Source organism: Microbacterium imperiale, from assembly GCF_017876655.1.
GTDB lineage: Bacteria > Actinomycetota > Actinomycetes > Actinomycetales > Microbacteriaceae > Microbacterium > Microbacterium imperiale.
The window spans coordinates 2,639,339-2,665,534 of the sequence record NZ_JAGIOK010000001.1 but is presented as its reverse complement, the minus strand read 5'-3'; the positions used below and the strand labels follow the sequence as shown (position 1 = coordinate 2,665,534).

General features: G+C 72.2%; 23 protein-coding genes. 5 read left to right on the top strand and 18 right to left on the bottom strand.

Annotated features, from left to right (window positions below; all coding sequences use genetic code 11):
• Positions 1-8: 8 nt before the first annotated feature.
• The 7 genes from JOF37_RS12885 to JOF37_RS12855 all read right to left on the bottom strand — a co-directional run bounded on the left by JOF37_RS12885 (position 9) and on the right by JOF37_RS12855 (position 6,605).
• Positions 9-941 carry a carbohydrate ABC transporter permease gene (locus JOF37_RS12885; protein WP_210007184.1) on the bottom strand — a complete coding sequence of 311 codons (933 nt, stop codon included), beginning with the start codon at positions 939-941 and terminating at the stop codon, positions 9-11.
• Positions 938-2,200 (bottom strand): extracellular solute-binding protein, encoded by a 1,263-nt coding sequence (locus tag JOF37_RS12880; RefSeq protein ID WP_210007183.1) that lies wholly within the window; start codon positions 2,198-2,200, stop codon positions 938-940. Before JOF37_RS12880 ends, JOF37_RS12885 begins: the two co-directional genes overlap by 4 nt.
• A 167-nt stretch (positions 2,201-2,367) precedes the next feature.
• Positions 2,368-2,733, bottom strand: coding sequence for a hypothetical protein (locus tag JOF37_RS12875; RefSeq protein ID WP_210007182.1), 366 nt, complete (start codon positions 2,731-2,733; stop codon positions 2,368-2,370).
• Positions 2,734-2,796: 63 nt separating this feature from the next.
• Entirely contained in the window at positions 2,797-4,170 is a 1,374-nt protein-coding gene (locus JOF37_RS12870) for an FAD-dependent oxidoreductase (protein ID WP_210007181.1), read from the bottom strand.
• Between the two features lie 50 nt (positions 4,171-4,220).
• Entirely contained in the window at positions 4,221-5,276 is a 1,056-nt protein-coding gene (locus JOF37_RS12865; RefSeq protein ID WP_271175087.1) for a polyprenyl synthetase family protein, read from the bottom strand.
• Between the two features lie 49 nt (positions 5,277-5,325).
• Positions 5,326-6,063: a class I SAM-dependent methyltransferase gene (locus tag JOF37_RS12860; protein ID WP_271175086.1), complete on the bottom strand. Its 738-nt coding sequence runs from the start codon at positions 6,061-6,063 to the stop codon at positions 5,326-5,328.
• Complete coding sequence (locus tag JOF37_RS12855; RefSeq protein ID WP_245338752.1) at positions 6,060-6,605, bottom strand: DUF402 domain-containing protein; 546 nt, start codon at positions 6,603-6,605, stop codon at positions 6,060-6,062. The genes JOF37_RS12860 and JOF37_RS12855 overlap by 4 nt, the downstream gene beginning before the upstream one ends.
• A 25-nt stretch (positions 6,606-6,630) precedes the next feature.
• Here JOF37_RS12855 and JOF37_RS12850 point away from each other — a divergent pair, with 25 nt between their 5' ends.
• The gene (locus JOF37_RS12850) at positions 6,631-7,929 is read left to right on the top strand and encodes an isochorismate synthase (protein ID WP_210007179.1); all 1,299 of its coding nucleotides are present in this window, start codon (positions 6,631-6,633) and stop codon (positions 7,927-7,929) included.
• A gap of 31 nt (positions 7,930-7,960) precedes the next feature.
• Here JOF37_RS12850 and menD read toward each other — a convergent pair whose 3' ends face one another.
• A complete protein-coding gene (gene menD / locus JOF37_RS12845) occupies positions 7,961-9,751 on the bottom strand; it encodes a 2-succinyl-5-enolpyruvyl-6-hydroxy-3-cyclohexene-1-carboxylic-acid synthase (protein WP_210007178.1) in 1,791 nt (596 codons plus the stop codon).
• Position 9,752: 1 nt separating this feature from the next.
• Entirely contained in the window at positions 9,753-10,154 is a 402-nt protein-coding gene (locus tag JOF37_RS12840; protein ID WP_210007177.1) for a PLD nuclease N-terminal domain-containing protein, read from the bottom strand.
• Positions 10,155-10,226: 72 nt separating this feature from the next.
• Between JOF37_RS12840 and JOF37_RS12835 the strand changes: the two genes are divergently transcribed.
• Positions 10,227-10,487: a DUF4229 domain-containing protein gene (locus JOF37_RS12835; RefSeq protein WP_210007176.1), complete on the top strand. Its 261-nt coding sequence runs from the start codon at positions 10,227-10,229 to the stop codon at positions 10,485-10,487.
• Position 10,488: 1 nt separating this feature from the next.
• Here JOF37_RS12835 and JOF37_RS12830 read toward each other — a convergent pair whose 3' ends face one another.
• The 3 genes from JOF37_RS12830 to JOF37_RS12820 are packed head-to-tail and all read right to left on the bottom strand — an operon-like array spanning position 10,489 to position 13,527.
• Positions 10,489-11,457 carry a 1,4-dihydroxy-2-naphthoate polyprenyltransferase gene (locus JOF37_RS12830; RefSeq protein WP_210007175.1) on the bottom strand — a complete coding sequence of 323 codons (969 nt, stop codon included), beginning with the start codon at positions 11,455-11,457 and terminating at the stop codon, positions 10,489-10,491.
• Positions 11,458-11,468: 11 nt separating this feature from the next.
• Complete coding sequence (locus tag JOF37_RS12825; RefSeq protein ID WP_210007174.1) at positions 11,469-12,626, bottom strand: AMP-binding protein; 1,158 nt, start codon at positions 12,624-12,626, stop codon at positions 11,469-11,471.
• A 1-nt stretch (position 12,627) separates the two neighbouring features.
• Positions 12,628-13,527: a 1,4-dihydroxy-2-naphthoyl-CoA synthase gene (locus tag JOF37_RS12820; protein ID WP_210007173.1), complete on the bottom strand. Its 900-nt coding sequence runs from the start codon at positions 13,525-13,527 to the stop codon at positions 12,628-12,630.
• A 35-nt stretch (positions 13,528-13,562) separates the two neighbouring features.
• Between JOF37_RS12820 and JOF37_RS12815 the strand changes: the two genes are divergently transcribed.
• The gene (locus JOF37_RS12815) at positions 13,563-14,567 is read left to right on the top strand and encodes an o-succinylbenzoate synthase (protein WP_271175085.1); all 1,005 of its coding nucleotides are present in this window, start codon (positions 13,563-13,565) and stop codon (positions 14,565-14,567) included.
• Between the two features lie 9 nt (positions 14,568-14,576).
• On the opposite strand, the gene JOF37_RS12810 is transcribed toward JOF37_RS12815, so the two are convergent.
• Positions 14,577-15,206, bottom strand: coding sequence for a TetR/AcrR family transcriptional regulator (locus JOF37_RS12810; RefSeq protein ID WP_210007171.1), 630 nt, complete (start codon positions 15,204-15,206; stop codon positions 14,577-14,579).
• Between the two features lie 114 nt (positions 15,207-15,320).
• Here JOF37_RS12810 and JOF37_RS12805 point away from each other — a divergent pair, with 114 nt between their 5' ends.
• Complete coding sequence (locus JOF37_RS12805) at positions 15,321-18,146, top strand: MMPL family transporter (RefSeq protein ID WP_210007170.1); 2,826 nt, start codon at positions 15,321-15,323, stop codon at positions 18,144-18,146.
• Positions 18,143-20,203 carry a YhgE/Pip domain-containing protein gene (locus JOF37_RS12800; protein WP_210007169.1) on the top strand — a complete coding sequence of 687 codons (2,061 nt, stop codon included), beginning with the start codon at positions 18,143-18,145 and terminating at the stop codon, positions 20,201-20,203. The genes JOF37_RS12805 and JOF37_RS12800 overlap by 4 nt, the downstream gene beginning before the upstream one ends.
• 1,083 nt (positions 20,204-21,286) lie before the next feature.
• On the opposite strand, the gene ccsB is transcribed toward JOF37_RS12800, so the two are convergent.
• From ccsB to JOF37_RS12775, 5 genes are read right to left on the bottom strand one after another with little or no spacing between them, the layout of a single operon-like run.
• Positions 21,287-22,345, bottom strand: coding sequence for a c-type cytochrome biogenesis protein CcsB (gene ccsB, locus JOF37_RS12795; protein WP_210007168.1), 1,059 nt, complete (start codon positions 22,343-22,345; stop codon positions 21,287-21,289).
• A gap of 5 nt (positions 22,346-22,350) precedes the next feature.
• On the bottom strand, positions 22,351-24,126 hold the full coding sequence (resB, locus tag JOF37_RS12790) for a cytochrome c biogenesis protein ResB (RefSeq protein ID WP_210007167.1): 1,776 nt from the start codon (positions 24,124-24,126) through the stop codon (positions 22,351-22,353).
• Complete coding sequence (locus JOF37_RS12785) at positions 24,107-24,955, bottom strand: cytochrome c biogenesis CcdA family protein (protein ID WP_210007166.1); 849 nt, start codon at positions 24,953-24,955, stop codon at positions 24,107-24,109. The genes resB and JOF37_RS12785 overlap by 20 nt, the downstream gene beginning before the upstream one ends.
• Complete coding sequence (locus JOF37_RS12780; RefSeq protein ID WP_210007165.1) at positions 24,952-25,554, bottom strand: TlpA family protein disulfide reductase; 603 nt, start codon at positions 25,552-25,554, stop codon at positions 24,952-24,954. The genes JOF37_RS12785 and JOF37_RS12780 overlap by 4 nt, the downstream gene beginning before the upstream one ends.
• Positions 25,554-26,183, bottom strand: coding sequence for a histidine phosphatase family protein (locus JOF37_RS12775; protein WP_210007164.1), 630 nt, complete (start codon positions 26,181-26,183; stop codon positions 25,554-25,556). The genes JOF37_RS12780 and JOF37_RS12775 overlap by 1 nt, the downstream gene beginning before the upstream one ends.
• Positions 26,184-26,196 lie beyond the last annotated feature (13 nt).

Here is a 26,196-nt window from a genome sequence, read left to right as displayed (position 1 = left end):
CGTACGCATCAGGAGTTCCGTCCCGTCGCCAGATCGACTTTGAAGCCCTTGATGAAGATCGCCGCGATGATGAGGACGCTGAGGAACAGCAGCACCGAGATGGCCGAGCCGAGTCCGATCTCGAGGCGTCCGATCGAGGTGTTGTACGCCAGCAACGACAACGCCTCGGTGTCATTGGCACCGCCGGTCATGATGTAGATGTTGTCGAAGATGCGGAACGCCTCGAGGGTGCGGAACAGCACGGCGACCATGATCGCCGCTTTCATGTTCGGCAGGATGACGCGGCGCATGACCTCCCAGTTGGTGGCGCCGTCGACCTTGGCGGCCTCCTCGAGGTCGCCCGGCACCTGCGCCAGGCCCGACAGCAGCAGCAGCGAGATGAACGGCGTGGTCTTCCACACCTCGGACAGGACGATGACGACGAGCGACGTGCCCTGCTCGGCGAACCAGTTGAGCTCGGGGTCGAAGCCCGGGATCCAGCTCAGCCAGTTGTTGACGTACCCGCCGGAGTTGATGTCGAACGCGTAGAACCACGCGAAGGCCGCGACGACGGTGATGATGCCGTAGGGCACGAGGATCGCGGTGCGCGCGAGGCCCCGCAGCCTCTTGATGGCGCGGTGCATCACGAGCGCCAGCAGGAACCCGAGGACGAGCTCGAGCAGCACCGTGACGACGGTGATGAAGAGGGTCACGCCCATGGAGCGCCAGAACGTCGGGTCGCCGAGGACGACGCGGTAGTTGTCGAAGAACACGAAGGACCGCTCGTCCGGCGCGGTCAGGCGGAGGCTGAACAGCGAGTCGAACAGCGCCTGCCCGATCGGGTACAGCGTGACCAGCAGCATGATGACGAAGGCCGGTCCCGCGAGGATCCAGCCGAGGCGCCCCTCGGCGCGCGCCCGCGCTGAGCGACGGGTCTTCCGGGCAGGTGCGGTGGCGCTCACAGCAGACGCTCCCCTCGCAGCACGGCGAGGATGAACTCGCTCGAGGTCCGTGGCGTCGAATCGGGGGTCACGGCGCTCGGCGGGTGCCAGGTGCGCTGCAGACCGATCGACACTTCGTTGTAGTACGGCGTCTGCGGCCGCGGGACGCCCAGCTCGAGCGACTCGCGGATGGTGTCGGCCATCGGGAACTCCTCCTGCACGCGCGGGTCGTCGTAGGCCGCGGCGTTGGAGGGCGGATTGCCGTTCGTGACGAAGTACTCGGCCTGATTCGCCGGCTGCACGATGCACTCGACGGCCTGCCAGGCGAGGTCGGGGTTCTCGCTGAACGCCCCGACGCCGAGGTTGATGCCGCCGACCGGCGGTGCCGCCGGGGTGTCGGCGTCGACGCGTGGGTAGACCGCCCATCCCAGGTCGTCGGCGATCTCGGGGTCGGCTCCGGTCATCGCGGGCCAGACGAAGGGCCAGTTCACCATGAACGAGCCCTGCTCCCCCTGGAACAGGTTCATGTTGGCGTTCTCGTCGGCCGTGGGCAGACCCGGCCCGCCCAGCCCCTCAGAGCCGATGCGCCCGATAATGTCGGCCGCGGCTCGACCGGCGTCGCTGTCGAGCCCGAGGCGCAGCTCGTCGGCAGGGGCCTCGGGGTTCTCGAGGATGGTGCCGCCGGACGAGGCGACGAGGGCGTTGATCCACACCGTGAGGGACTCGGCCAGCGCGCCCTGGACGCCGAGGCGCAGGTCCTGCTCTTCGGCGACCGTCATGATCTCGTCCCACGTGACCGGCTGCGACATGTCGAGACCGGCGGCCTCGACGACCGACTGCCGATACCAGAGCAACTGCGTGTTGGCCCAGAACGGGACCGTGACCAGCTCGCCGTCCCAGCTCGCCGAGTCGACGGCGCCCTGCACGATGCCGTCGGTGTTCTGCAACTGCTCGGGGACCTCGTCGAGGAACCCGGGCTCGGCCAGCTCGGGGATGAACGGTGGGTCGAGACTCATGATGTCGAGCGATCGGTCACCGGCGGCCAGGCGCCGGGCGAGCTGCTCGCGCTGCGACGCGGCATCACGGGGCAGGAGCGAGGTCTGGATGCGGTAGGCGCCGTCGGCGGCATCCGTACACGCCGCGGCAATCTTCGCCTGCCCGCCGTCGTCGGGGTTGATGTACCAGGTGAGCGTGGGCACCCCGTCATCGGGGGCGCAGGCGCCGAGGGTCGCGGCGAGAGCGACCACCGACGCGGCTGCCAGGACCCGGGAAGTGCGCATCGGGCCTCCTCGTCCGTGTCGTCGCAACCCGACGGCGCGGCGGCCTCGGGCGTGAGTCCATCCTGACGTGGACGACCGCTGCGCGGCCATGCCTTGCGCCGTGTTCGGGCGCTGTAGTACATCGGCCACTCGAGGCCGGGATCAGCGGCCCCGGTCAGAGGCCGAGGTCAGTGGGCCGAGACGGCGTCGGACTCCTCCGAGAGGTCGTCGCCGAAGAACGCGTTGGACTTCGTCTCGAGGAAGGCGCACAGCGCCGACACCATCGCCAGCTCGGTCGACAGTCGCAGCGCGCCGCCGGCGTCGAGGCGCAGCTCGGTCTCGCGCGGCTCGAACGTGATGCGCCACTTGTTGCCGCCGGGTACGTCGGGCTCGATGTAGGTGACGGTCTGCGCGTTCATCATCGTGATGCCCACGAGGCCGGTGTCACGACCGGAGCTGCCGTCCTGGGGAATGACCTTCACAGCGAGCGAGTAGCCGAACTGCTGGAACTCTTCGATCCACGCGTCGAGGGTCTGCTTGCTGCGAAAGGGCATCGCTGGATCGTCTCCGTCACGCGGCAGGAGTCTGCCGTCTCACAGATTGTACGGTGTCAAACGTCACTCGGCGCGCGAGATCGCGACCATTTCGTCACGGTCGACGACCTTCACGCGCGCGCGTTCCGCCGGGGCGCCGAGCGCGATCTCGTGCTGGTCGAGACGGTGCCACCCGTCGAGGTCGGTCCAGGCGACACCGCGCTGCGTCAGCAAGTCGATCACGCCCTGCTCGGAGGGGTCGACGGGCTGCCACCACGACCCCTGGTCGTTGATGACGTGGCGCACGGTCTCCATCGCGTCCGACTTCGTGTGACCGATGAGACCGACGGGTCCGCGCTTGATCCACCCCGTGGCGTAGACGCCGGGCACGCGCTCGTTCGATTCCTCGTGCAGCACCTGGCCCTCTTGGTTCGGGATGACGCCGTGCGTCGCATCGAACGGCACCCCCGGCAGCGGCGAGCCGAAGTAGCCCACGGCGCGGTACAGCCCCTGCAGCGCGATCTCGCGCAGCTCGCCGGTGCCCTCGACGCCGCCCTCGTCGTTCGGGCGCGTCCGCTCATACACGAGCGCGGCCACGCGGCCGGCGGCATCCGTCTTCACCTCGACCGGCTTGGCGTAGAAGTGCAGGTGCAGGCGGCGCGACGCTTCGCCGCCGGCGCCGTTCGCACTCGGACGCTGACGCCACGACTGCAGCACCCGGTCGATCACCATGACCTGCTTGTTCGAGGCGATGGCCGCCTTCGAGCCCTCGTCGTAGTCGAAGTCCTCGTCGTAGACGACGAGGTCGACGTCGCGCAGCTCGCCCAGCTCGCGCAGTTCGAGCGGGGTGAACTTCACCTGCGCCGGACCGCGGCGGCCGAAGATGTGCACATCGGTCACGGCGGATGCGCGCAGCCCCTGGTAGACGTTGTCGGGGATCTCGGTCACGAGCATGTCGTCGGCGTGCTTGGCCAGCACGCGTGCGACATCGAGCGCGACGTTGCCGTTGCCGATGACACCGACGGATGCTGCGTCCAGCGGCCACTCGCGCGGGAAGTCGGGGTGTCCGTCGTACCAGCTGACGAAGTCCGCGGCACCGTACGAGCCCTCCGCGTCGATGCCGGGGATGTCGAGCTCGGCGTCGCGGATCGCGCCGGTCGCGAAGATGACGGCGTTGTAGTGGTGCTTGAGGTCGTCGAGGGTGATGTCCTCACCGAAGCGCACGTTGCCGAACATCCGGATCTGGCCGCTGTCGATCACATCGCGCAGCGCGTTGATGATGCCCTTGATGCGCGGGTGGTCGGGGGCGACGCCGTAGCGCACGAGGCCGTAGGGGGCCGGGAGGTGGTCGAACAGGTCGATCGAGACGTCGAACTTGCGCTCCGCCTTCAGCAGCAGATCCGCAGCGTAGATGCCGGCGGGTCCGGCGCCGACGATGGCCAGCCTGAGCTTGGTCATGGGTGTTCCTCGTTCCTGGTCGCGCCCGAACGCGGGCGCACTGGGGCGAATCAGCTCGCGCGGTCGACGACGACCTCGGCGAACCGGGTCAGGGCGTCGCGCACGGCTCCGGCGGGGAGCGGCTCGAGTGCCGCCACGGCGTCGTCGGCCCACTGCTCAGCGAGCCGCCGGGTCTGGGCGGTGACGTCGTGGTCGCGCAGGCGAGCCAACGGCTCGTCGAGGATCGCGGGGTCCGCGCCCTCGGCGATCGCCGAGACGCCGTCGTCGATGGTCTGCGCGAGGGCGCGGGACGCGTCGTCGGTGGCCCGCGTCAGCAGCAGGTACGGCATCGTCGGAACGCCGGCGCGCAGATCGGTGCCGGGCACCTTGCCGGTCGCCTCGGGGTCGGCCGAGAGGTCGATGACGTCGTCGAGCAGCTGGAAGGCGACGCCGGCCTTCTCGCCGAAGGTCAACAGCGGGGCGGCGAGCTCTTCGGGACCGTTCGAGAACAGCACGCCGACCTGTGCGGCCGCGGCGATGAGCGATCCGGTCTTGTCGGCGAGCACCTGGATGTAGAACTCGACCGGGTCGTCGCCGGGCTGCGCGCCGATGGTCTCGTGCATCTGGCCCAGGACCAGCCGCTCGAAGGTGTCGGCCTGCAGGCGGATGGCCCGCTCGCCGATGCGCGCCATCAGCTGGCTCGCCCGAGAGAAGAGCAGGTCTCCCGTCAGGATCGCGACGTTGTTGCCCCAGACCGCGTGAGCGCTCGGGACTCCGCGACGCTTGTCGGCGCCGTCCATGACGTCGTCGTGGTAGAGCGAGCCCAGGTGCGTCAGTTCGAGCGCGGCCGCTCCCGCGAGGACGTCGTCGGTGGCGCCGTCGCCGAGCTGGGCGGTGAGCAGGGCGAGCATCGGACGCAGCCGCTTGCCGCCCGCCTCGTACAGATAACGGGTCTTCGCGTCGACCAGCGCGTCGCTGACGGTGAGCTCGTCACCGAGACGTTCCTCGACGCGCACGAGGCCCGCCTCGACCGTCGCGAGCAGCTTGCGGGTCCGGGGACCGGCGAAGATGCGCTCGGTCATGCCGAGGTGCTTCGCCAGCCGCGGCGCGGAGGGGCTCGATGTCACGAGGCCAGCCTACCGGCCGCCCGGGGGCACCGATCCGCCGCGGCCCGGTTCAGGCAGCGGGCTTGACAGCGCGATGCAGCGCGACGATCCCGAACGAGAGGTCGCGGTGGGCGACATCCGTCCATCCCGCTTCGCCGATCCAGCCGGCGAGCGTGCGCTGGTCCGGCCAGTCGCGGATCGACTCGTTGAGGTAGTCGTACGCTTCGGCGTTCGAGCTCACCCAGCGCGCGACCACCGGCAGGACGCGGTCGTTGTAGAACCGGTAGAGCCCGGCGAAGGCCCGGGACGGCGGGTGCGAGAACTCGCTGATGAGCAGGCGGCCGCCCGGCTTGGTCACCCGCAGCATCTCGGCCAGCGCCCGGCGCGGGTCGTTGACGTTGCGCAGTCCGAACGAGATGGTCACGACGTCGAACTCGGCGTCGGCGAAGGGCAGCTGCGTCGCGTCCGCCTCGACGAACGACAGATTCGGGATGCCGCCACCGGGCGCCTGGGCTCCGTAGCGGCGGATGCCCTCGGCGATCATCCCGGGTGAGAAGTCCGCAGCCACCACCTCGGCCCCGCTGCGCGCGAGCGACACCGAGCTCGCGCCCGTGCCGGCGGCGAGGTCGAGGATCCGCTCACCGCGCTGGGGCGCGATGGCCCGCGTCGCCGCGATCCGCCACAGCCGGTCCTGGCCGAGGCTGAGGATGTCGTTGGTGCGGTCGTACGCGCCGGCGACCTGATCGAACATGCCGCTCACGCGGGACGGGTCCTTGCCGAGATCGGCGCGGTTGGGCTCGCTGCTCACGGGTCGAGTCTAGGCGCGGGAAGCTGCCCGAGGACGCCCAGCCACCGCTGCACCGACGCGTCGTCGAAAGGAGCGCGGTGGGCCGTGACATCCGCCTCGAGCTCGACCGCGCGCGCTTCCAGACGCGCCACGATGTCGGCCGGATAGCCGAACGCGACGCGGTGCTCGTCCCACTCGTCGCGATCGTCGATCCAGATGCCGCGGGTCGCCGAATCGACCACGTCGAGGTCCATGTCGATGCCGGTCGGGTCGGCCCCCTCGTCCCACCGGGCGTCCCACGCGAGATCGATGTAGACGCGGGTCGGATGCGGCGGTGCGTTCATCGTCAGCACCCACTCCCCCGACGGCGGCAGCAGCATGACGCACGCGTGCTCGGCGACGAAGTCGCGACCCGGACGGCTGCTGCGGTCGCCCGGCCGCTGGCCGAACCACTCCCCGTGCTCGTCGCTGCCGAGGTACACGCAGGCGTGCACCCAGTGCGTTCCGCCGTTCCACTTGCGCCAGCGGAAGGTCACCGGGGTTCCGGGGGCGGGGCGGAGCATCACCCGCCGAGTCTAGGCTGGTCTGGTGAACGATTCTGCGCCCGCCGTCCGGCTGCGCGTGGTCACCCGCGAGATCGACGCCGTGGACGACGTCCTCGCCTTCACCGACCCGCACGATCCCCTCGTCTGGTCGCGCCGCGGCGACGCCCTCGCCGCGCGGGGACGCGCGCTGACGTTCGCACCCGCCGACGGTACGGGAGACGCCCGAGACATCGCCCGCTGGTGGCGCGGGGTGGTCGAGTCGGCCCGCATCGACGATCCCGTGGGGCTCCCGGGCACCGGACTCGTGGCCTTCGGCGCGCTGCCGTTCGATCCGCGACCCGACGCGCGCCGGCGCACAGCATCCGCTCCGGTGAGCTTCACGGTCCCCCGCGTCGTCGTCGGGCGGCGCGGTTCGCGATCGTGGGTCACCGCCATCTCTGCAGAGCCCGAAGCGCCCCGCCCGGAGCTGCCCGAGGTGGTCGGGTACGGACCGCACTGGTCGGCCACCGTCGGCCCGGGTGCGCTGACCCCCGACGGGTACCAGCAAGCGGTGCGGGCGGGCATCGACGCCATCGCCGCCGGTGAGGTCGGCAAGGTCGTCCTCGCTCGGGATCTCGCCGGCACCGTCCCCGCGGACGCCGACCTGCGCCGGCTCGTCCGGGCGCTCGGCTCGGGCTACCCCGACACGTGGGGCTTCGCCGTCGACGGCCTCATCGGCGCGAGCCCCGAGACGCTCGTGACGGTCTCGGGCGGCACCGTGACGGCCCGCGTGCTCGCCGGCACGATCGCCCGCGGCGCCGACGCCGACGCCGACACCGCGGCATCCCTCAGCCTCGCCACCAGCTCGAAGGACCTCGACGAGCACGGCTACGCCGTCCGCAGCGTGCTCGAGGCGCTGCGACCGTCGACATCGTCGCTCGTGGCCGGCGAGCAGCCGTTCATGCTCAAGCTGCCGAACGTCTGGCATCTCGCGACGGACGTCGAGGGACGCCTCGACGCCGAGGCGTCCGCGCTCGACCTCGTCGCGGCGCTGCACCCCACCGCCGCCGTCGCGGGGACGCCCACGGCTGCGGCCCTCGACGTGATCCGGCGGCTCGAGCCCTTCGACCGAGGCCGCTACGCCGGCCCCGTCGGCTGGATCGACGCGAACGGCGACGGCGAGTGGGCCATCGCGCTGCGCTGTGCGCAGTTCCATCTCGACGACGACGACGACGCCGACGCCGCCGCCCCGATTCCGTTCACCGCGTATGCGGGCGCGGGGATCGTCAGCGCGAGCGACCCGGAGTCGGAGATGCTCGAGACCCGGGTGAAGTTCCGCCCGATCGTCGACGCCCTGGCGTGACGCCGCGCGCTGAGGCCCGCCGAGGTCGGCGTCAGCGCGTCAACGGCACCTCGATGAGTTGCCGCCCGCCGACGGGCGAGGTCAGCGCCTGGTCGAGCGCCGAGCGGGTCGTGACGCGTCGGTACTCCCACCCGTAGGCCAGCGCGAGCTGCTCGAGACGTGTCTCGTGGGGGGTGAGCAGCACCCGGTCGGCCGCCTCGCGCGGAGCGGTGTCGGCGACTTCGAGGCCGTCGAAGATCGTGCCGCCGCCGTCGTTGCCCACGATGACCTGGATCCGGGGCTCGTGCTCGGCTCCCGGCAGCAGCAGCGCGCCGACGTCGTGGAGCAGCGACAGGTCGCCGGCGAGCACGCGGGTGACGCCCGCTGCACTGCCGTCCTGGCTCGCGAGCGCGACGCCGATGCCGGTCGCGACGATCCCGTCGATGCCGGCGAGTCCGCGGTTGGCGTGGACGGGAACCTTCTTGCCGCCGAGCACGCTGTCAGCCACGCGCACCAGCCGCGATGACGCGAAGACCAGACGGTCGTGCGGCCAGCTCGCGCGCCAGACCGCGTCGACGAGGGCGCCCCGGTCGACCGGGGCGCGCAGCACCGCGACCTCGGCCGAGATCGCGCCGAGGCGCTCCTGCGGGACGGCTGACGCGAGTCCGTCGACGTCGGGGGCGGCGGGACTCAGGTCGACGGATGCCGCCCGCGATGCCCGCATCCAGGCGCCGAGCCACGCGCGGTCGGGCTCGCCGTCGGCCACGACCACCGCGGGTGCCGCCACCGTCTCGCCGTTCAGGTTGAGAGCTTCGCCGGGCCCGGTCACCGCGATCACCGCGACGTCGCGGCGCGAGAGCAGTGCGACGACCTCGCGGCTGAGGGTGGGATGTCCGAACACGACGACGCGCTCGATCGCGTCCACCAGCTCGGGATGACCGAGCACGGAGCGGTAGCCGTGCACGAGATTGCGGCCGAACCGTGCGCCGCTGACGATCTCGGCGATGAGCGGCCACGCGCCGAGGTGTGCGACCTCTTCGGCACCGGGCCCGGCGTCGGCTCCCGCGACGACGATCGTCCGCGGCCCGCGCGCCAGCACCACCGGCGCATCGTCGACGGGCGACTCCTCCGCCTCGCCGATGCCGCCGCCTCCCTGGTAGTGCGCGCCCGAGGCGGCGTCGTCGAACGTGTCGAGTGCTGCGTCGGTCTCGGTCGCCTCGGCCGCGTCGGCCAGCCACGGCGGCAGCGCGCCCGACAGCGGATTGCGGTAGGGCAGGTTCAGGTGCACCGGACCGGCCGGCCGCGAGGCCGTTCCGCGAGCGGCCGTCACGGCGTCCGCGGCGAGCGCCCGCAGCTCCCCCGCCTCCGGGCCGTTCCCGTCCGGGTCGACGTCGCCGGGGGTGGCGACATCGAGCTCGAACCGCACGAACCCCGAGAACATCCCGGGCTGCCGCGTGGCCTGATTCGCGCCGATCCCGCGCAGCTCGGGCGGACGGTCGGCGGTGAGCAGCAGCAGCGGCACGCCGGAATGGTGCGCTTCGAGCACCGCGGGCAGCAGGTTCGCCACCGCGGTGCCCGACGTGCAGATCACGGCGGCAGGAGAACCGCTCTCGCGGCCGATCCCGAGCGCCGTGAACCCGGCGACGCGCTCGTCGATGCGCACGTGCAGCCGGATGAGCCCGCGCCGCTCGAGCTCGGCCGCGACGAGGGCCAGCGCCTGCGACCGCGAGCCGGGACTGAGCACGACGTGGCGCACGCCGCGCGCCACGAGCGCGCCGAGGAGTGCCGCGGCGGCATCGGTCGCGGGGGCGCGTTCGACCGCGGCGCCGTCCGAGCCTGTCATCTCAGGCGCGCGGGCCGCGGGAGCCGGCCGGCCCCTCGGCGTCGTCGTCGCTCGCCGACGGCGCCGGCGGGGTGTCGCGCGGGTCGTCGGCCTCGGCATCGAGAGCAGCGAGCTCCTCCTCCAGGCGGCGGATGCGCTCGTCCTGGTCGCGCACCGAGCCGATGCGGCCGAGGAACTCGGGGTCGTCATCGGGCGCGCGGCGAGTCGGGGTCGCGGCACGACGAGCGCGACCGACGACGAACCACAGGATGCCGCCCAGCACGGGCAGGAGGATCACGATGAGGATCCACACCGGCTTGCTCACCCCGCGATGGCGGGTGGGGTCCTGCAGCGCGCAGTCCACGATGCTGTACACCCAGAAGGCGAGTGCCAGTAGCACACCGATGAGCAGGAGCCGCGCCATTCCCCCATCCTAGGCGCCCGCCGACCCGCGGGACCCGGGCGCCCGCTCGGATCTCGCCCGTAGACTGGAGCGATGAATGCCCGATCGGCCGTCGTCTACTCGATCCTGCGGCTGCTCGCCTTCATCGTCCCGTTCAGCCTGATGATGCTGTTCCCTGTCATGCGCGAGTACTACTGGCTGTCGGCGATCTTCGCCGCCCTCATCGGGCTCAGCCTGTCGATGCTCTTCCTGCGCCGCCCGCTCGACGACGTCGCCACGAGCCTCGCCGACCGTCGCACGCGGCGCCGCTCCGGCGAGGTCGCGGACGCCGAGGCGGAGGACGCCGCGTCCTGACTCAGCCGACGAAGGCCCAGAACAGGAACGCGCCGTACGCCACCGACGTGAGCGAGGTCAGCGCCAGCGCGACGACGAGCTCACGGGGCTGCCGGTAGGTCCACACGATGAGGATCGCCGACAGCGCCGACAGCAGCGCGAACAGGCTGAGCCACGCGATGGGGTACACCAGCGCCAGCAGCACCGCGATCGCGAACGGCGCGAGCACGAAGACCGTGAACACGATGCGCGTGGCCGTGCGGCCGATGCGGACCGTCAGCGTGCGCTTGCCGGCGATGCGGTCCTGATCGATGTCGCGCAGGTTGTTCGCCAGCAGCACCGCACATGCGAGCAGGCCCGCGCCCACCGCGCCGAACCAGCTCTCCTGCGGCACCGAACCGGCCTGCACGAACGTCGTCCCGACGGTCGCCACGAGGCCGAAGAAGACGAAGACGAACAGCTCGCCGAGGCCCGCGTATCCGTACGGGCGCTTGCCGCCGGTGTAGAACCACGCCGCCACGACGCAGAGAGCGCCCACCAGCAGCATCCACCAGTGGCCGGTGCGCACGACGATCGCGATGCCCGCGATCGCAGCGAGCGCGAAGAACGCGAGCGCGACCGTCAGGACGGTGCGCGGCCGCGCGAGGCGACCACCGGTCAGACGGGCCGGCCCCACCCGGACGTCGTCGGTCCCCCGGATGCCGTCGCTGTAGTCGTTGGCGTAGTTCACGCCGATCTGCAGCGCGACGGCCACGACGAGGCAGCACAGCGCGATGACCCAGTGCAGCTGGCGGTCGACGAGCATCGCGGCGCCCGTGCCGATGAGCACGGGAGTCACGGCCAGCGGAAGGGTGCGCAGGCGCGCGGCGCCGATCCAGTCACGGGCCGTCGCCGTGCGCGGCGGCGGCGCCGCCACCAGGCCCCGCTTGGCGGGATTGCCGCCGCGAGGCGCGGGACGGGGCGTTTTCGGGGAGCGAGACGATCGAGCCACGAGGGTTCATCCTAGATCGCGAGCATACGACGCACGGTCTCGCGGTCGGGTTTGCCGCTCGTCAGCAGCGGCATCCGCTCGAGCGCCACGACGCGTGCGGGCCGAGCGGGCTTGCCGATTCGATCGGCGACCGCGGCGCGGACGGCAGCGAGAGCGGCATCCGCGTCGATCCCGGCGGACGCGAGCGCGCCGCGCGCGACAACCACGACGGATGCCTGCCCCCACCGGTCGTCGGCGACGGGCACGACCACCGCGGCGTCGAGGCCGGGCAGCTCCCGCACCGCGGACTCGACGCGGTCGAGCGAGACGTTGACGCCGCCCGAGACGATGACGTTGTCGATGCGACCGGTGACGCGCAGCTCCCCATCGCGCAGCTCGCCCGCGTCGCCCGTGCGGTACCACCGGCGACCGCCGTCGACGACGAACGTGTCGGCCGTGCGCTGCGGCTCGCCGAGGTAGCCCTCGGCGAGCATCGGTCCGCTCAGCTGCACCTCGCCGGCCACGACCCGCGCCGAGACGCCGGGCAGGGGCACGCCGTCGTAGACGCAGCCGCCGCTGGTCTCGGTCGAGCCGTACGTGCGCACGAGCCGGGCACCCGCGTCCGCGGCACGCTCGCGCAGCGCCGCCGGCAGCGCCTGCCCGCCCACGAGGATCGCCTCGTACGCCCGCAGGGACGACGCGACAGCGGCATCCGTCTCAGCCGCCTCGAGCAGGTCGGCCACCTGGGTGGGCACGAGCGAGGTGTAGACCGGGACGCGCTCGCCGCCGATGCTCGAGTGCAGCGAAGCCGTGACGGCGGCGAAGGCGGCGGGTGAGAACGACCCCGACAGGATCGCCGGCTCGTGACCGGCGAGCAGGCCGCGCACGAGCACCTGCAGGCCGGCGACGTACGACGGCGCGAGGGCGAGCAGCCACCGCCCCTCGCCGATGCGCTCCGCGGTCGCGGTGGCGCTGGCGATGAGGGCCGAGCGGCTGAGCACGACGCTCTTGGGAACACCGGTCGACCCCGAGGTCGTCACGACGGCCGCGGTTCCGGCCGGAGCCTCGGCCGCGGGGGTGACATCGGACCCCGAGCCGAGCGCGAGGGCGGGGCCGGCGCCGTCGAGCGTGCGGCGCAGCGCGCGCAGCACCTCGCGCGGCTCGCCGCTGACGGGAACGAGGGCGGGCACGTCAGAAGTGGTACGGGTACGGCGACCAGTCGGGGTCGCGCTTCTGCAGGAACGCGTCGCGCCCCTCGACCGCCTCGTCCGTGCCGTAGGCCAGGCGCGTGGCCTCGCCCGCGAAGACCTGCTGGCCCACCATGCCGTCGTCGATCGCGTTGAAAGCGAACTTCAGCATCCGGATGGCCGTGGGCGACTTTCCGAGGATGGTCCGTGCCATCGCGATCGCCTCGCGCTCGAGCTCGGCGTGCGGCACGACGCGGTTGACCGCGCCCATCTCGTAGGCGCGCTGGGCCGAGTACTCCTCGGCGAGGAAGAAGACCTCGCGGGCGACCTTCTGGCCGACCTGGCGCGCCATGTAGGCCGAGCCGTAGCCCGCGTCGAACGAGCCGACGTCGGCATCGGTCTGCTTGAAGCGCCCGTGCTCGGCCGAGGCGATCGACAGGTCGCACACGATGTGGAGCGAGTGCCCGCCCCCGGCCGCCCACCCCGGGATGACGGCGATGACGACCTTGGGCATGAAGCGGATGAGCCGCTGCACCTCGAGGATGTGGAGCCGGCCGGCGCGGGCGGGGTCGGCGACGGCGGTCTCGTCGTCGCTGTACTTGTAGCCGTCGCGTCCGCGGATGCGCTGGTCGCCGCCCGAGCAGAACGCCCACCCGCCGTCCTTCGCGCTCGGCCCGTTGCCCGTCAGCAGCACGACGCCGATGCGCGGGTCCCGGCGCGCCGTGTCGAGGGCACGGTAGAGCTCGTCGACCGTGTGCGGGCGGAAGGCGTTGCGCACCTCGGGACGGTCGAACGCGATGCGGGCGATGCGCCCGTCGCGCGAGACGTGCGCGGTGATGTCGGTGTACCCCTCCGCACCGGGGGCGAGCGACCATTCCGCGGGATCGAACAGTTCCGAGACCATGCCGCCAGCCTATGCGCCGGTGGCAGGATGAGCGTGTGGAAGCCCGCTCCCTCCCCCTGCCGCCGTTGGCCGACCTGGTCGAGCGGGCGCACGTCGTCGCGCTGCCGCTCGCGACGCGCTTCCGCGGCGTCGACGTGCGCGAGGCGATGCTCATCGAAGGCCCCGCCGGCTGGACGGAGTTCTCGCCCTTCACCGAGTACGACGACGCCGAGGCATCCGTGTGGCTCGCCGCGGCCGTCGAGGACGGATGGATGCCGCGCCCGCAGCCGCGTCGTGACCGGGTGCCGGTGAACGCGACCGTGCCCGCCGTCGCCGCCGACCGCGTCGCCGACGTGCTCGCACGGTACGACGGGTGCCGCACCGCGAAGGTCAAGGTCGCCGAACGCGGGCAGGTCCTGGCCGACGATGTCGCGCGCGTGCGGGCCGTGCGCGAGGCGATGGGCCCCGAGGGACGGGTGCGCATCGACGCCAACGGCGGGTGGAACCTCGACGAGGCCGAGCACGCGCTGCACGCGCTGGCCGAGTTCGACCTCGAGTACGCCGAGCAGCCCTGCGCGAGTGTCGAGGAGCTGGCGGAGCTGCGGCGGCGGGTGCGCTACATGGGCATCCCGATCGCCGCGGACGAGAGCGTGCGCAAGGCGGACGACCCGCTCGCGGTGGCGCGCGCCGGCGCCGCCGATCTGCTGGTCATCAAGGCCCAGCCGCTCGGCGGTGTGCGCCGCGCGCTCGCGGTCGTCGCCGAAGCCGGACTTCCCGCCGTCGTCTCGAGCGCCCTCGACACGAGCATCGGACTGTCGACGGGTGCGGCCCTCGCCGCGAGCCTGCCCGAGCTCGAGTACGACTGCGGGCTGGGCACCGCGTCGCTCTTCACCGCGGATGTCGCGGTGCCCGCGCTGCGCCCGGTGGCCGGCGCCCTGCCGACGGCGCGGCCGGTCGGCGATCCCGACGCGATCGCCGCCGTGAGCGCAGCTCCCGAGCGGCGACGGTGGTGGCTCGAGCGGCTCGAGCGCTGCCACGGCATCCTCGCCGCGGCGCGCTGAGCCGCGCCCCTAGTCGGTGATCAGCGCGGTCGCCAGCAGCTCGATGCGCTCGTGCAGCTGCCGCGTGGTCTCGGGCTCGCCGACCCGCTCGATCGCCGCCCGCTCGCACGTCGCGTCGGCCAGGTCGACCATGAGCCGCGCGACCTCGGCCGTGGGGATGCGGAACCGCAGCTCGTACACGCCGCGGATGTCCTCGATGATGCCGCGAACTCGCTCGACGATCCCGTCCTGCAGCTGCAGGTAGGCCGCGGCCATCCGTTCGTCGCGGATCGCCTGGGCCCGCAGCTCGGACACCAGTCGCGGCTCCATGCCGGCCAGCGAGACGCCGACGACCTCGGGCACGAGCGACGACGGGTCGGGGGCGGCGGTGCGGTCGAGGGAGCGCACGCGATCGGCGACGCGATCGAGCTTCTCGCTCGACGAGCGCTCGACGAGCGCGAGGAACAGCTCGTCCTTCGACGCGAAGTTGGAGTAGAACGCACCGCGGGTGAATCCGGCGCGCTCGCACACCGCCTCGACCGAGGCCGCATCGAGACCGACTTCGGCGAACACCTCAGCCGCGGCATCCAGCAGCCGGGCGCGGGTGTTCTCGCGACTGCGGGTGGCGGGGCGTTCGTCCGCGTGCATGGTGCTCCTCATGTTCACATCGTTCGTACAGACAGGCCGCCGAGCGATGAACCTAGGATACATTGGTGTATCGGATACAGCGCTGTATCGAACATCCACCGACGAATCGCACGATCAGGAGCGCCCGTGTCCACACTCCTCTTCACCCTCGGACGCTGGTCGTTCCGGCACCCGTGGCGCGTGCTCGTGTCGTGGCTGCTCATCCTCGTGATCGCCGGCGGCGGAGCGCTGCTGCTGAACAAGGGCACCGATAACTCCTTCACGATCCCCGGCACCGAGGCTCAAGAGGGCCTCGAGCTGCTGAACCGCACGTTCCCTCAGGCCAGCGGCACGAGCGCGCAGCTGGTGATCGTGGCACCGGACGGCCAGAGCGTGCGCGAGCAGCCGTTCTCGGATGCCATCGCCGGCGCCGTGAGCGACTTCGGCGACCTGAGCGATGACGTGCTGGCGGTCACCGATCCGTTCGACGAGATGGTCTCGGGTCTCGTGTCGGAGGACGAGCGGGCCGCCATCGTGCGGGTGCAGTTCGACGGCGAGGCGACGGCGGTCAGCGCCGAGACGAAGGACTCGCTGACGGCGGTGTCGGACGGCCTGCGCGACGAGCTTCCCGACGGAACGCAGATCGCCCTCGGCGGCGACCTGTTCTCGGCCTCGATCCCCGCCCTGTCGATCGTCGAGGTCGTCGGCGTCCTGATCGCGCTGTTCGTGCTCATCGTCACGTTCCGCTCGTTCGCGGTGTCGTGGTTCCCCCTCGTCAGCGCCCTCATCGGGGTCGCCCTCGCGACGGCCCTGATCTTCGTCGCGACCCAGTTCACCTCGGTGTCGGCGACGACGCCGCTGCTGTCGGTCATGCTGGGCCTGGCCGTCGGCATCGACTACTCGCTCTTCATCGCGGCCCGGCACCAAGACCAGGTGCGCGCGGGGATGGACCCCGAGGAATCCGCCGCCCGCTCGACCGGCACGGCCGGGTCGTCGGTCGCGTTCGCCGGCATCACGGTACTCATCGCGCTCATCGGCCTCGGCTTCGCCGGCATTCCGTTCCTCACGACCATGGGCATCGCCGCCGCGGTCGCGGTCGCGATCGCCGTGGTGGTCGCCGTCACGCTCACCCCCGCCCTCCTCGGCTTCGTCGGCGCGCGCGTCGCGGGCTGGCGCCGCCGTCCCGGGCGCGCACGCCGCGCCGCTGCCCGGCCCCGCCGGTCGTTCTCGGAACGCTGGGTGCGCGGGGTCACGCGGCATCCGCTCGTCACGACGATCGCCGTCGTCGCCGGCCTCGGCGTCGTCGCGATCCCCGCGGCCAGCCTGACCCTCGCTCTGCCCAACGCGGGCGTGCAGCCGCCCTCGAGCGAAGCGCGTCAGGCGTACGACCTCACCGCGGAGCACTTCGGCGCCGGTGCCAACGGGCCGCTCATCATGACCGGGACGATCGTCACCTCGACCGACCCGCTGACCCTCATGCAGGACATCGGCGACGACATCGCGCAGATCCCCGGCGTCAAGGAGGTCGCGCTCGCGACGCCCAACGAGACCGCCGACACTGGACTCGTGCAGATCGTGCCCGAGACGGCGCCGGACTCCCCCGAGACCGCCGACCTCGTGCGCGAACTGCGCGCCCAGCACGACCGCCTGCTCGACGAGTACGGCGTCGATCTCAAGGTCACCGGCTTCACGGCCGTCGGCATCGACATCTCCGACCGCCTCGGCGAAGCGCTCCTTCCCTTCGGCGTGTTCGTCGTCGGGCTCTCGCTCATCCTCCTGACGATCGTCTTCCGCTCCATCTGGGTGCCGATCAAGGCGGCCCTGGGCTACCTCCTGTCGGTGCTGGCGGCCTTCGGCGCCGTCGCGGCGGTCTTCGAGTGGGGCTGGTTCGCCGACCTGCTGCACGTCACCCGCGAGGGACCGGTGATCAGCTTCATGCCGATCATCCTCATGGGCGTGCTGTTCGGGCTCGCGATGGACTACGAGGTCTTCCTCGTCTCGCGGATGCGTGAGGACTACGTCCACGGGCGTCGAGCCCGCGGCGGCCGCGCCGATCGCCTCACCGCCGTCGGCGCGGTGCGCTCGGGCTTCACCTCGTCGGCTCGCGTCGTCACCGCCGCCGCCGTGATCATGTTCGCCGTCTTCGCGGCGTTCGTCCCCGAGGGCGACTCGTCGATCAAGCCGATCGCGCTCGGGCTGGCCGTCGGCATCGCCGTCGACGCGTTCCTCATCCGGATGACGCTGGTGCCGGCCGTCATGGCCCTGCTCGGCGAGAAGGCGTGGTGGATGCCGCGCTGGCTCGACCGCATCCTCCCTCACTTCGACATCGAGGGCGAGGCGGTCGAGCGCGAGCTGTCGCTGCGCGACTGGCCGGAGCGCAACACCTCGGCCGCGCTCGTCGGCGAGGACGTCACCCTCTACGCCGACCACGACGCGACGGCATCGATCCTCTCGGCGGCGACCTTCCGTGTCGAGCCCGGCGAGTCGCTCGTGGCAACCCACGTCGACCCCCGCGTCGGCCGGGCCTTCGCGCACGCGGTGTCGGGGCGGCTGCGGATCGACGACGGCCGACTCCGCGTCGGCGGTCACCTGCTGCCCGAACGAGCCGCCTGGGTGCGCGCCCACGTCGGCCTGGCTCTGCTCGACGGGGCGGCCGACCCGATCGGCGAGCTGCGTGCAGCCGTCGCGGGCGGCACAGCGATCCTCGTCGTCGAGGGCCTCGACGCTCTGACCGGCAGCGACCGCGACCAAGCCGCCGCGGTGCTGCGCGATGCGGCATCCGAGCTCGACGAGCGCCACGCCGGCGCCGGGGCGCTCACCGTGGTCGCCGTCGCCCGGCGTGAGCACGCCGTGCTCGACATCCTCGCCGATGCTCGCCGCGCGGCGCCGCATTCCCTCCCCCTGACCGGACGGGCGCCCTCCGCCCCCGAGCCCGATCCGTCGCACCCGACCCCCGAGGTGATCCCGTCATGACTCTCCCCCTCGAGCGCGCACGGACGCGCAAGCCGATCACGTGGCTCACGATCCTCGGCGTCATCCTGCTTCCGGTGCTCGTCGGCGGCGTCCTCGTCGCCGCGCTGTACAACCCGGTCGAGCGGCTCGACAACATGAGCGCCGCGATCGTGAACAACGACGAGCCGGTCGAGGTCAACGGGCAGCTCGCACCCCTGGGCCGACAGCTCACCGCGGGTCTGGTCGAAGGCTCCGACGACGTGCCGAGCAACCTCACCTGGGTGATCTCGAACGACGACGACGCGACCGCGGGCCTCGCAGACGGCACCTACGACGCGATCGTGACGATCCCGAGCGGCTTCTCCGCGGCGGCGACCTCGACCGCCCCCGGCGGAACGCCCGAGAAGGCGACGATCCGCGTCGAGACGGCTCCCGACAGCCTCGTCGTCGACGACGCCATCACCGCGCAGATCACGCAGGCGGCGACCTCGATGATGGGCTCGCAGCTGTCGACGGTGTACCTCGAGAACGTCTTCCTCGGGTTCACGACCCTCGGCGATCAGCTCGGCGACGCCGCGACCGGTGCCGGGGAGCTCGCCGACGGCTCGGCTCAGCTCGCCGACGGCGTCGCGCAGCTGGACGACGGCGCCCAGGCAGCCGCCGACGGTGCGGCGCAGCTGCCCGCGGGAGCCGGCGCGCTCAGCTCCGGCGCCGCCGACCTCGCGGACGGCGCGGGACAGCTCGCGACCGGCCTCGGCGCCCTCGGCAGCGGCGCGCGCGACGCGGCGACCGGAGCGCAGCAGCTCGCGGCGGGCGTGCGCGACGGCGCTGCGCAGATCGAGCGCGACGGGCTCGTTCCCGCCGAGCTGACCCGGCTGGCGCAGGGCGCCGCGAAGTCATCCGCCGACGCGGCGCGACAGACGGGGGCAGCCGCCCAGACGATCGGGCAGCTCGCGGCGACCTGCATCGAGAGCGGCGCGAGCCCGGCGTTCTGCACGAGCCTGGGCACTGCCGCGGCGGACCTCGGCACCGCCGCGACCTCCGCGGTCACGGCCGCAACCGGCGCGGGGTACACCTCCGGCGGGCTCGACCAGTTCGCGGCACAGGCGCCGCAGGAGATCGCCGGCCAGCTGCGGACGATCGCTGACAACGCCGAGGCGCTCGCGGGCGGCGTGAGCCAGGTCGCGGACGGCGCGGGTCAGTCGGCGGCGGGAGCCGCTGCGCTCGCGGACGGCGCGACGCAGCTCGCCGACGGCGCCGGACAGCTCGCGACCGGCACGCAGTCGCTCGCCACCGGCATCCGGGAACTGGCGGACGGCACCGGCGAGCTGCGCACCGGCACCGCCGACCTCGCCGGCGGCTCGCGCTCGCTCGCGGACGGCCTGGGTACCGCGGTCGAGCAGATCCCCTCGTACACCGACCAGCAGGCCACCGACCTGGCGAGCGTCGTCGCGGCGCCCGTCGAGGCCGAGGGACTCGGCTCCGAGCTCTTCGGCGCATCGGCCATCCCGCTGCTGACGGGTCTGGCCCTGTGGCTCGGCGCCATCGCATCGTTCATCGCCCTGCAGGCGGTGCCCCGCGCCGCGCTGACCTCGCGGCGTCCCTCGTTCGTGCTGGCGCTGCGCGCCTTCGCCCCGGCCGCCGTCGTCGGCCTCGTGCAGGGCGTCCTCGTCGCCGTGGTCGTGCAGCTCGCGGCCTCGTACGACCCGTGGACGTGGGCCGCCTTCGCAGGGCTCTCCGCCCTCGCGGGCGTCGCCTTCGCGGCGATCAACCAGGCGCTCGTGGCCGTCCTCGGCGGCGCGGGCCGGTGGGTGGCGGCGGGCGGCGCCGTGCTCGCGGTGGCGACCGGAGTCGTGTCGACGGTTCCCGGTGTGCTGTCCGAGATCGCGGGCCTGCTGCCGACGGCATCCGCCTATCAGGGACTGCTCGCCGTGCTGACCTCGACCGACGGCGCGGCTGCCGCGGTCGGAGGCCTGATCGTGTGGCTCGTGCTGTCGCTGATCGTCACGGTGCTCGTCACCGCGCGCGCCCGCACCACCTCGGTGCGCGCCCTCCTGCGCCGCCCCGCCACCGCCTGAGTCCCCTCCGTTCCGCCCCCGCCTTCTCATGGAGGCGGGGGCGGAGCTGTATCCGGGCGCGGCGCGGGTCGTGCTTGGCGTGGAGCGTTCGGTTGGCGGCCAGCGCCCCTTCGCGCGAGAGGAAGGGGCCGATGCTGCCAGGTGAAGCCGAGGCCGCGGGTGCGGCGGGCTTGAGTTGGCAGGTGACGCCCCTTCACGCGAGAGGACGGGCCGATGCTGCCAGGCGAAGCCGAGGCCGCGGATGCGGCGGGCCTGAGTTGGCAGGTGACGTTCATTCACGCGAGAGGAAGGCCTGAGTTGGCAGGTCACGCCCCTTCACGCGAGAGGACGGGCCGATGCTGCCAAGCCAAGCCAGGCCGCTCATACGGAGGGCCCGAGTTGGCAGGTCGCGCCCATTCGCGCGAGAAGACGGGGCGGATGCTGCCAGGCGAAGCGGGGGCCGCGCGTGCAGCAGCCTCGAGTTGGCAGTTGCCACCGCTTCGCGCGAAGGAGATGGGCGGACGCTGCCAGGTGAACGCAGCCTCGCGCGTGCGGTGCGCCTCGGTTGGCAGATCCCGCCTCCTCGAGCGAGGGAAGGGGCAACAGCTGCCAGTCGAACTCTGCCTCGCGCGAGGTCGCGGGCTAGTTTGCAGATCCCGCAGCTTCGCGCGAGGGGAAAGGGCGGACGCTGCCAGGTCGGCCGTACACCGTCGGCGCGCGAGCCGGATCACGGCGGGCCTCAGTTGGGAGTTGGCGCCGCTTCACGCGAGGGAAAGGGGCGCGCGGGGCCAGGCGAAGCCGGGCCGCGGACGCGACGGGCTTCAGATGGCAGGTGACGCCGCTTCGCGCGAGGAGAAAGGGCAATAGCTGCCAGGTGAACTCGGCCTTGCGCGGCGCCGCGGGCTTCAATCGGCAGGTGACGCCGCTTCGCGCAAGAAGACGGGGCGGATGCTGCCAGGTGAACGCGGCCTCGCGCACTCCAGCGCGCCTCAGATGGCAGATCCCGCCGCTTCGCGCGAGGTCAAGGGGCAACAGCTGCCAAGCAGACCAAGCCCCTGCCGCCCAAGCCCCTGCGGCCCGAGCCCCCGGGCCCCGGCCCGCGCCTCAGCTCAGGCCGCTGTAGGCGTGCAGGCCCTTGAAGAACTGGTTGACGATGATGAAGTTGAACAGCACTGCCGAGAAACCGACGATCGACAGCCACGCACTGCGGTTGCCGCGCCAGCCGCGGGTCGCGCGCGCGTGGATGTATCCGGCGTACAGGACCCAGATGACGAACGTCCAGACTTCCTTCGTGTCGAAGCCCCAGTAGCGACCCCATGCGTCGTTGGCCCAGATCGCGCCGGCGATGAGGGTGAAGGTCCAGAAGATGAAGCCGATGATCGCGAAGCGGTACGCGAGCGACTCGAGCGCGTCGGCGCTCGGCAGCGTCCGCAGGAACCGCGCCCCCTCACCGCGACGCGAAGCGGATGCCGCCTCACCGGCCTCGGCGCCCACGCGGGCGATCGCCCGCGCCTCGCGCCGCGCCTGCATCAGCTGCACGACCGACAGGGCGAAGGCGAGCGCGAGGAAGGCCGACGCGAGCGAGGCGACGAACACGTGGATGACGAGCCACACCGACTTCAGCGGGTCGGCCAGAGGCACCACGACGACGTAGAAGCTCGTCGCAGCTCCGCCCAGCAGCACCACGACCAGGCCGGTGATGAACGTCCCGAGGAAGCGCAGGTCGTAGCGGAACAGCACGACGAGGTAGACGGCGACGACGAGCACGGTTCCCGTCATGGCGAACTCGTACATGTTCGACCACGGCACGCGCTCCGCGGCGATCCCGCGCAGCACGGTGGCCGCGACGTGCAGCAGGAAGCCGAGCCAGGTCAGGGTCGTGCCGATGCGGGCCCAGAGCAGCCGCGGGCGCTCGGCCGGACGCGCGTTGAGCGCGAGCTCGGCCTCCGCCTCGGCGGCGCGGATCTCGCGGATCGTCGGCGCTCCCGCACCCACGAGGGCGGGGGCGGCGACGGTCGCCGGCGCGGCGTCCTTCGCCTTCAGCGCGAGGTCGGACCGGCGCGCCAGGTCGACGGCGTACGCGATGAAGGCCAGGGCGTAGACGGCCACGGCCGTCCACACGAGCAGGACCGAAACGGCATCCAGCGACAGGTCTTCGGGCATGGTCCTCAGTCTACGTCGGGCGCTTGCGCGCGGGCGGGGCGGGGGCGGCGGGGGCGCTCGGGCTCGGGCGGCAGCGCGACCTCGTCGCGGTCCAGGGCGGCGAGGTGCCCGCGCGACAGGTCGGCGACCGCCTGCGCGATGGCGGGGTCCTCGCCGCGCGCGAGGCCGGCGTACTCGACGCGGAGCGCACCGTCGGTCGGAGTGGCCTTGACCCACAGCCGTCGCCGCGGCACGAACAGTCCCGCGAGCAGGCCGAGCGTCGCGAGGATCGCGAACACGAGCACGAACGGCGCGCCGACGTCGCGGTGGATCGACAGCGAGACGTAGCGCTTGACGGCCTCTTCGGCTCCGGCGGCCCGCCCGTCCTCGAACGTCACGGTCCCCAGGCCGTTCGGCAGATCGACCGTCTGGCCCGGCTCGAGCTCGAGCGACGACAGGCCCGAATCGCCGCCGGCGATCTGCTCCATGCCGGTCGGGTCGAGGGTGTACACCGAGCGCGGGGTGCCGTCGTCGATGCCGAGGTCGCCCTGGTAGACCCAGAAGGTCATGAGGGGGTTGGTCAGGTCGCCGTACGCCGAGCCGATCGCGCCCGAGGCGAGCGTCGCGGCGGTCGGGTAGAAGAAGCCGACCAGGCCCAGCTGCTCCGGCATCCCGTCGGCGACCTTCACGACACCCTGCGAGGTCATGTTGTTGTCCTGGGGCAGGAACGGCACGTCTTCGCTGAAGACGACGTCGCCGTCGGCGTTGCGGACCGTGATGGTCGGCGCGTACCCGTTGCCCATGAGGTAGATGCGGTCGCCCTCGATCTCGTACGGGTGGTTGACCCGCACCTCGCCGTCGCGCGGCTGCTGACCCGGCTCGGCGACGGTCAGGTGCGCCCGGAAGTCGCCCGCCATGCCATGACCGGGCTCGCCCGTGAACTCGCCGTACGAGACGTCGAACCGGTCGAGGGTCAGCGAGTACGGCGGCATCTGGTCGGTGTCGACGAAGCGCCCCGGGTTGAACGAGGTGTAGCCGAGCCCGAGCGAGTTGACGAACGTGTCGCCCTCGACGATGACGGTCTGTCCGGTGTAGGTCATGCCGCCGCCGATGCCGACCGACAGCAGCACGCCCACGAGCGCACCGTGAAAGACGAGGTTGCCGGTCTCGCGCAGGTACCCGCGCTCGGCCGAGACGGATGCCGCTCCCCCGGCGTCGTAGCGCTCGACGCGGTACCCCGACTTGCGCAACTGGCGCTGCGCCTCGTCGATGACCGCAGAGGCGGCGGCCGCGGCATCCTCGTCGTCGTTCAGACGCACCCCGACACTGCGGTGGTCGGCCAGGCGCGACAGCCGCGCCGGCGTGCGCGGCGGGCGGGACTTCAGGGCCTGCCAGTGGTGCTTCGTGCGCGGGATGACGCAGCCGATGAGCGAGACGAACAGCAGGATGTAGATCGCCGAGAACCACACCGACGTGTACACGTCGAACATCTGCAGCGCGTCGAGGATCGGGTACAGGTCGGGGTTGTCGGCCCGCCACTGCGTCACGCCGTTGGGGTCGGCGCCGCGCTGCGGCACGATCGACCCGGGGATCGCCGCGATCGCGAGCAGGAGCAGCAGCACGAGCGCCGTGCGCATGCTCGTGAGCTGTCGCCAGCCCCATCGCAGCCAGCCGACGACGCCGAGCTGCGGCTGCACGATCGCGCGGTCGCCGTCGTCGCCCCGGTCGTCAGAGGCGTCCGAGTGATCGCCCGGTCGCAGCGGCGCCGACGGGTCGGCCTGGTCAGAGGAAGGTCGGGACACCGGCCACCACTCCTTGGAAGACGGACATGATGGCGGTCCACACACCCGTGACCATCAGCACGCCGAGGACGACGAGCAGCGCGCCTCCGGCGATGTTGACGATGCGGATGTGCCGACGGACGAACGCCACCGAGCGGGTCGCCCAGCTCGCACCCAGCGCGAGCAGGACGAAGGGGATGCCGAGCCCCAGCGAGTACGCCACGGCGAGCACGCCCGCGCGCGCCGGGTCTGCTTGGCTCAGGGCGATGGAGAGGATCGCGGCGAGGGTCGGGCCGATGCACGGCGCCCAGCCGATGCCCATCGCGATCCCGAGCAGCGGCGCGCCGGCGATCCCGAGGTTCTGACGCAGCTGGGGCCGGTAGATGCGCTGGGCGAAGCCGAACAGGCCGACGAACACGAGACCGAGCACGATGACCACGGCGCCCAGGACGCGTGTGATGACGTCCTGGTACTCGAAGAAGACGCGCCCGATCGTGCCGGCGAAGACGCCCATGGCGAGGAAGACGACGGTGAAGCCCGCGATGAACAGGCCGACGCCCAGCAGCAGCCGTCCGCGACCGGGCCCCGCCGGAGCCGGCGCCGGAGCGTCGACAGCGACGCGCGCCGAGCCGTCGGAGCCGGATGCCGCCTGCGCGACCGACTGCTCACCCTCGCGCCTGCCGGCGGCCACGGCCGGCTCGCGCGGCGTGACCGCGCTGCCGAGGAAGCCGAGGTAGCCGGGCACGAGGGGCAGCACACAGGGCGAGAGGAACGACACCAGGCCCGCGAGCACCGCGATGGGCACCGCGAGCCACAGCGCTCCCCCGAAGACGATCTCGCCCGGGTTCACGACACCCCCGCGGACGCGGCGTCCTCGACGAGCGTGCGCAGGATGCCGGCGTCGCGCAGCTGTCCGACGATGCGGGCCGACACGCGCCCCTCCGTGTCGAGCACGAGCGTCGTCGGCGCGGCCTGCACCGATGCGGATGCCGCGAGCGCGAGCTTGAGGTCGCCGTCGCCCTGCATGAGCAGCGACGGGTAGCTGATGCCGTAGGTCTGCTCGAACGAGCCGGCCTGCTCGGGACCGTCGTAGATGTTGATGCCGAGGAAGTCCGCGCCGACCGCCTGGGTGTCGGTGTAGACCTGCTCGAGCAGGGGTGCCTCGGCGCGGCACGGGCCGCACTGGGCGTACCAGAAGTTCAGCACGAGCACCCGGCCGGCGTAGTCGGCGCTCGAGATCGTCGAGCCGTCCACGGCGGTGCCGGAGAACTCGAGCGGCTCGCCCCGGTCGGCCGCGGGGATCTCGGTGACGGTGCCGTCGCCGGAGATGAAGCCCTTGTTGTCGCCCTCGCGGTACTGGCCCGCGAGGTCGTCGTTCGGGCTCGTGCACGCGGCGAGACCCGCGGCGAGCCCGAGGGCGAGGACGGCGGCCATGACGCGGCGCTTCATCAGACGGCTCCTACATCGACGGCGCCCGCGGTCGATGCGGGCTCGGCGTACGCGACCTCGCGCCAGGCGTCGCCTTCGAGCTCGAAGCTCGTCACGCTCGACAGCGCGCACCGGCGACGCCGCGGGTCGTGTCGCAGCGGCTCGCCCGCGACGGCGAGGTGCGTGATCCAGATCGGCAGCTGGTGCGACACGATCACCGCGTCGCCCGAGCCGGTCGCGTGCCAGAGGTCGCGCATCGCGGCATCCATGCGCGCCACGATGTCGAGGTACGGCTCTCCCCAGCTCGGGGTCGCCGGCGTGCGCAGGTGCCGCCAGTTGAAGGGGTTGACGAGGGCGTGCTTCATGCGCCGCCCCTCGAAGACGTTGTGCGGCTCGATCACACGCTCGTCGAGCACGGGCTCGAGCCCGAACACCTCGGTGAACGGCTCGGACGACTCGCGCGTGCGCTGCAGCGGAGAGGAGACCAGACCGGTGACGGGCCGGTCGAGCGAACGCACGTGCTCCGCCGCTGCGCGGGTCATGCGGCGTCCGTCTTCGCTCAGCCCGAAGCCGGGAAGCCGGCCGTAGAGCACGCGTCCGGGGTTGTGGACCTCCCCATGGCGCACGAGATGGAGGCGGACTGCAGGCACGGTCTCCAGTCTA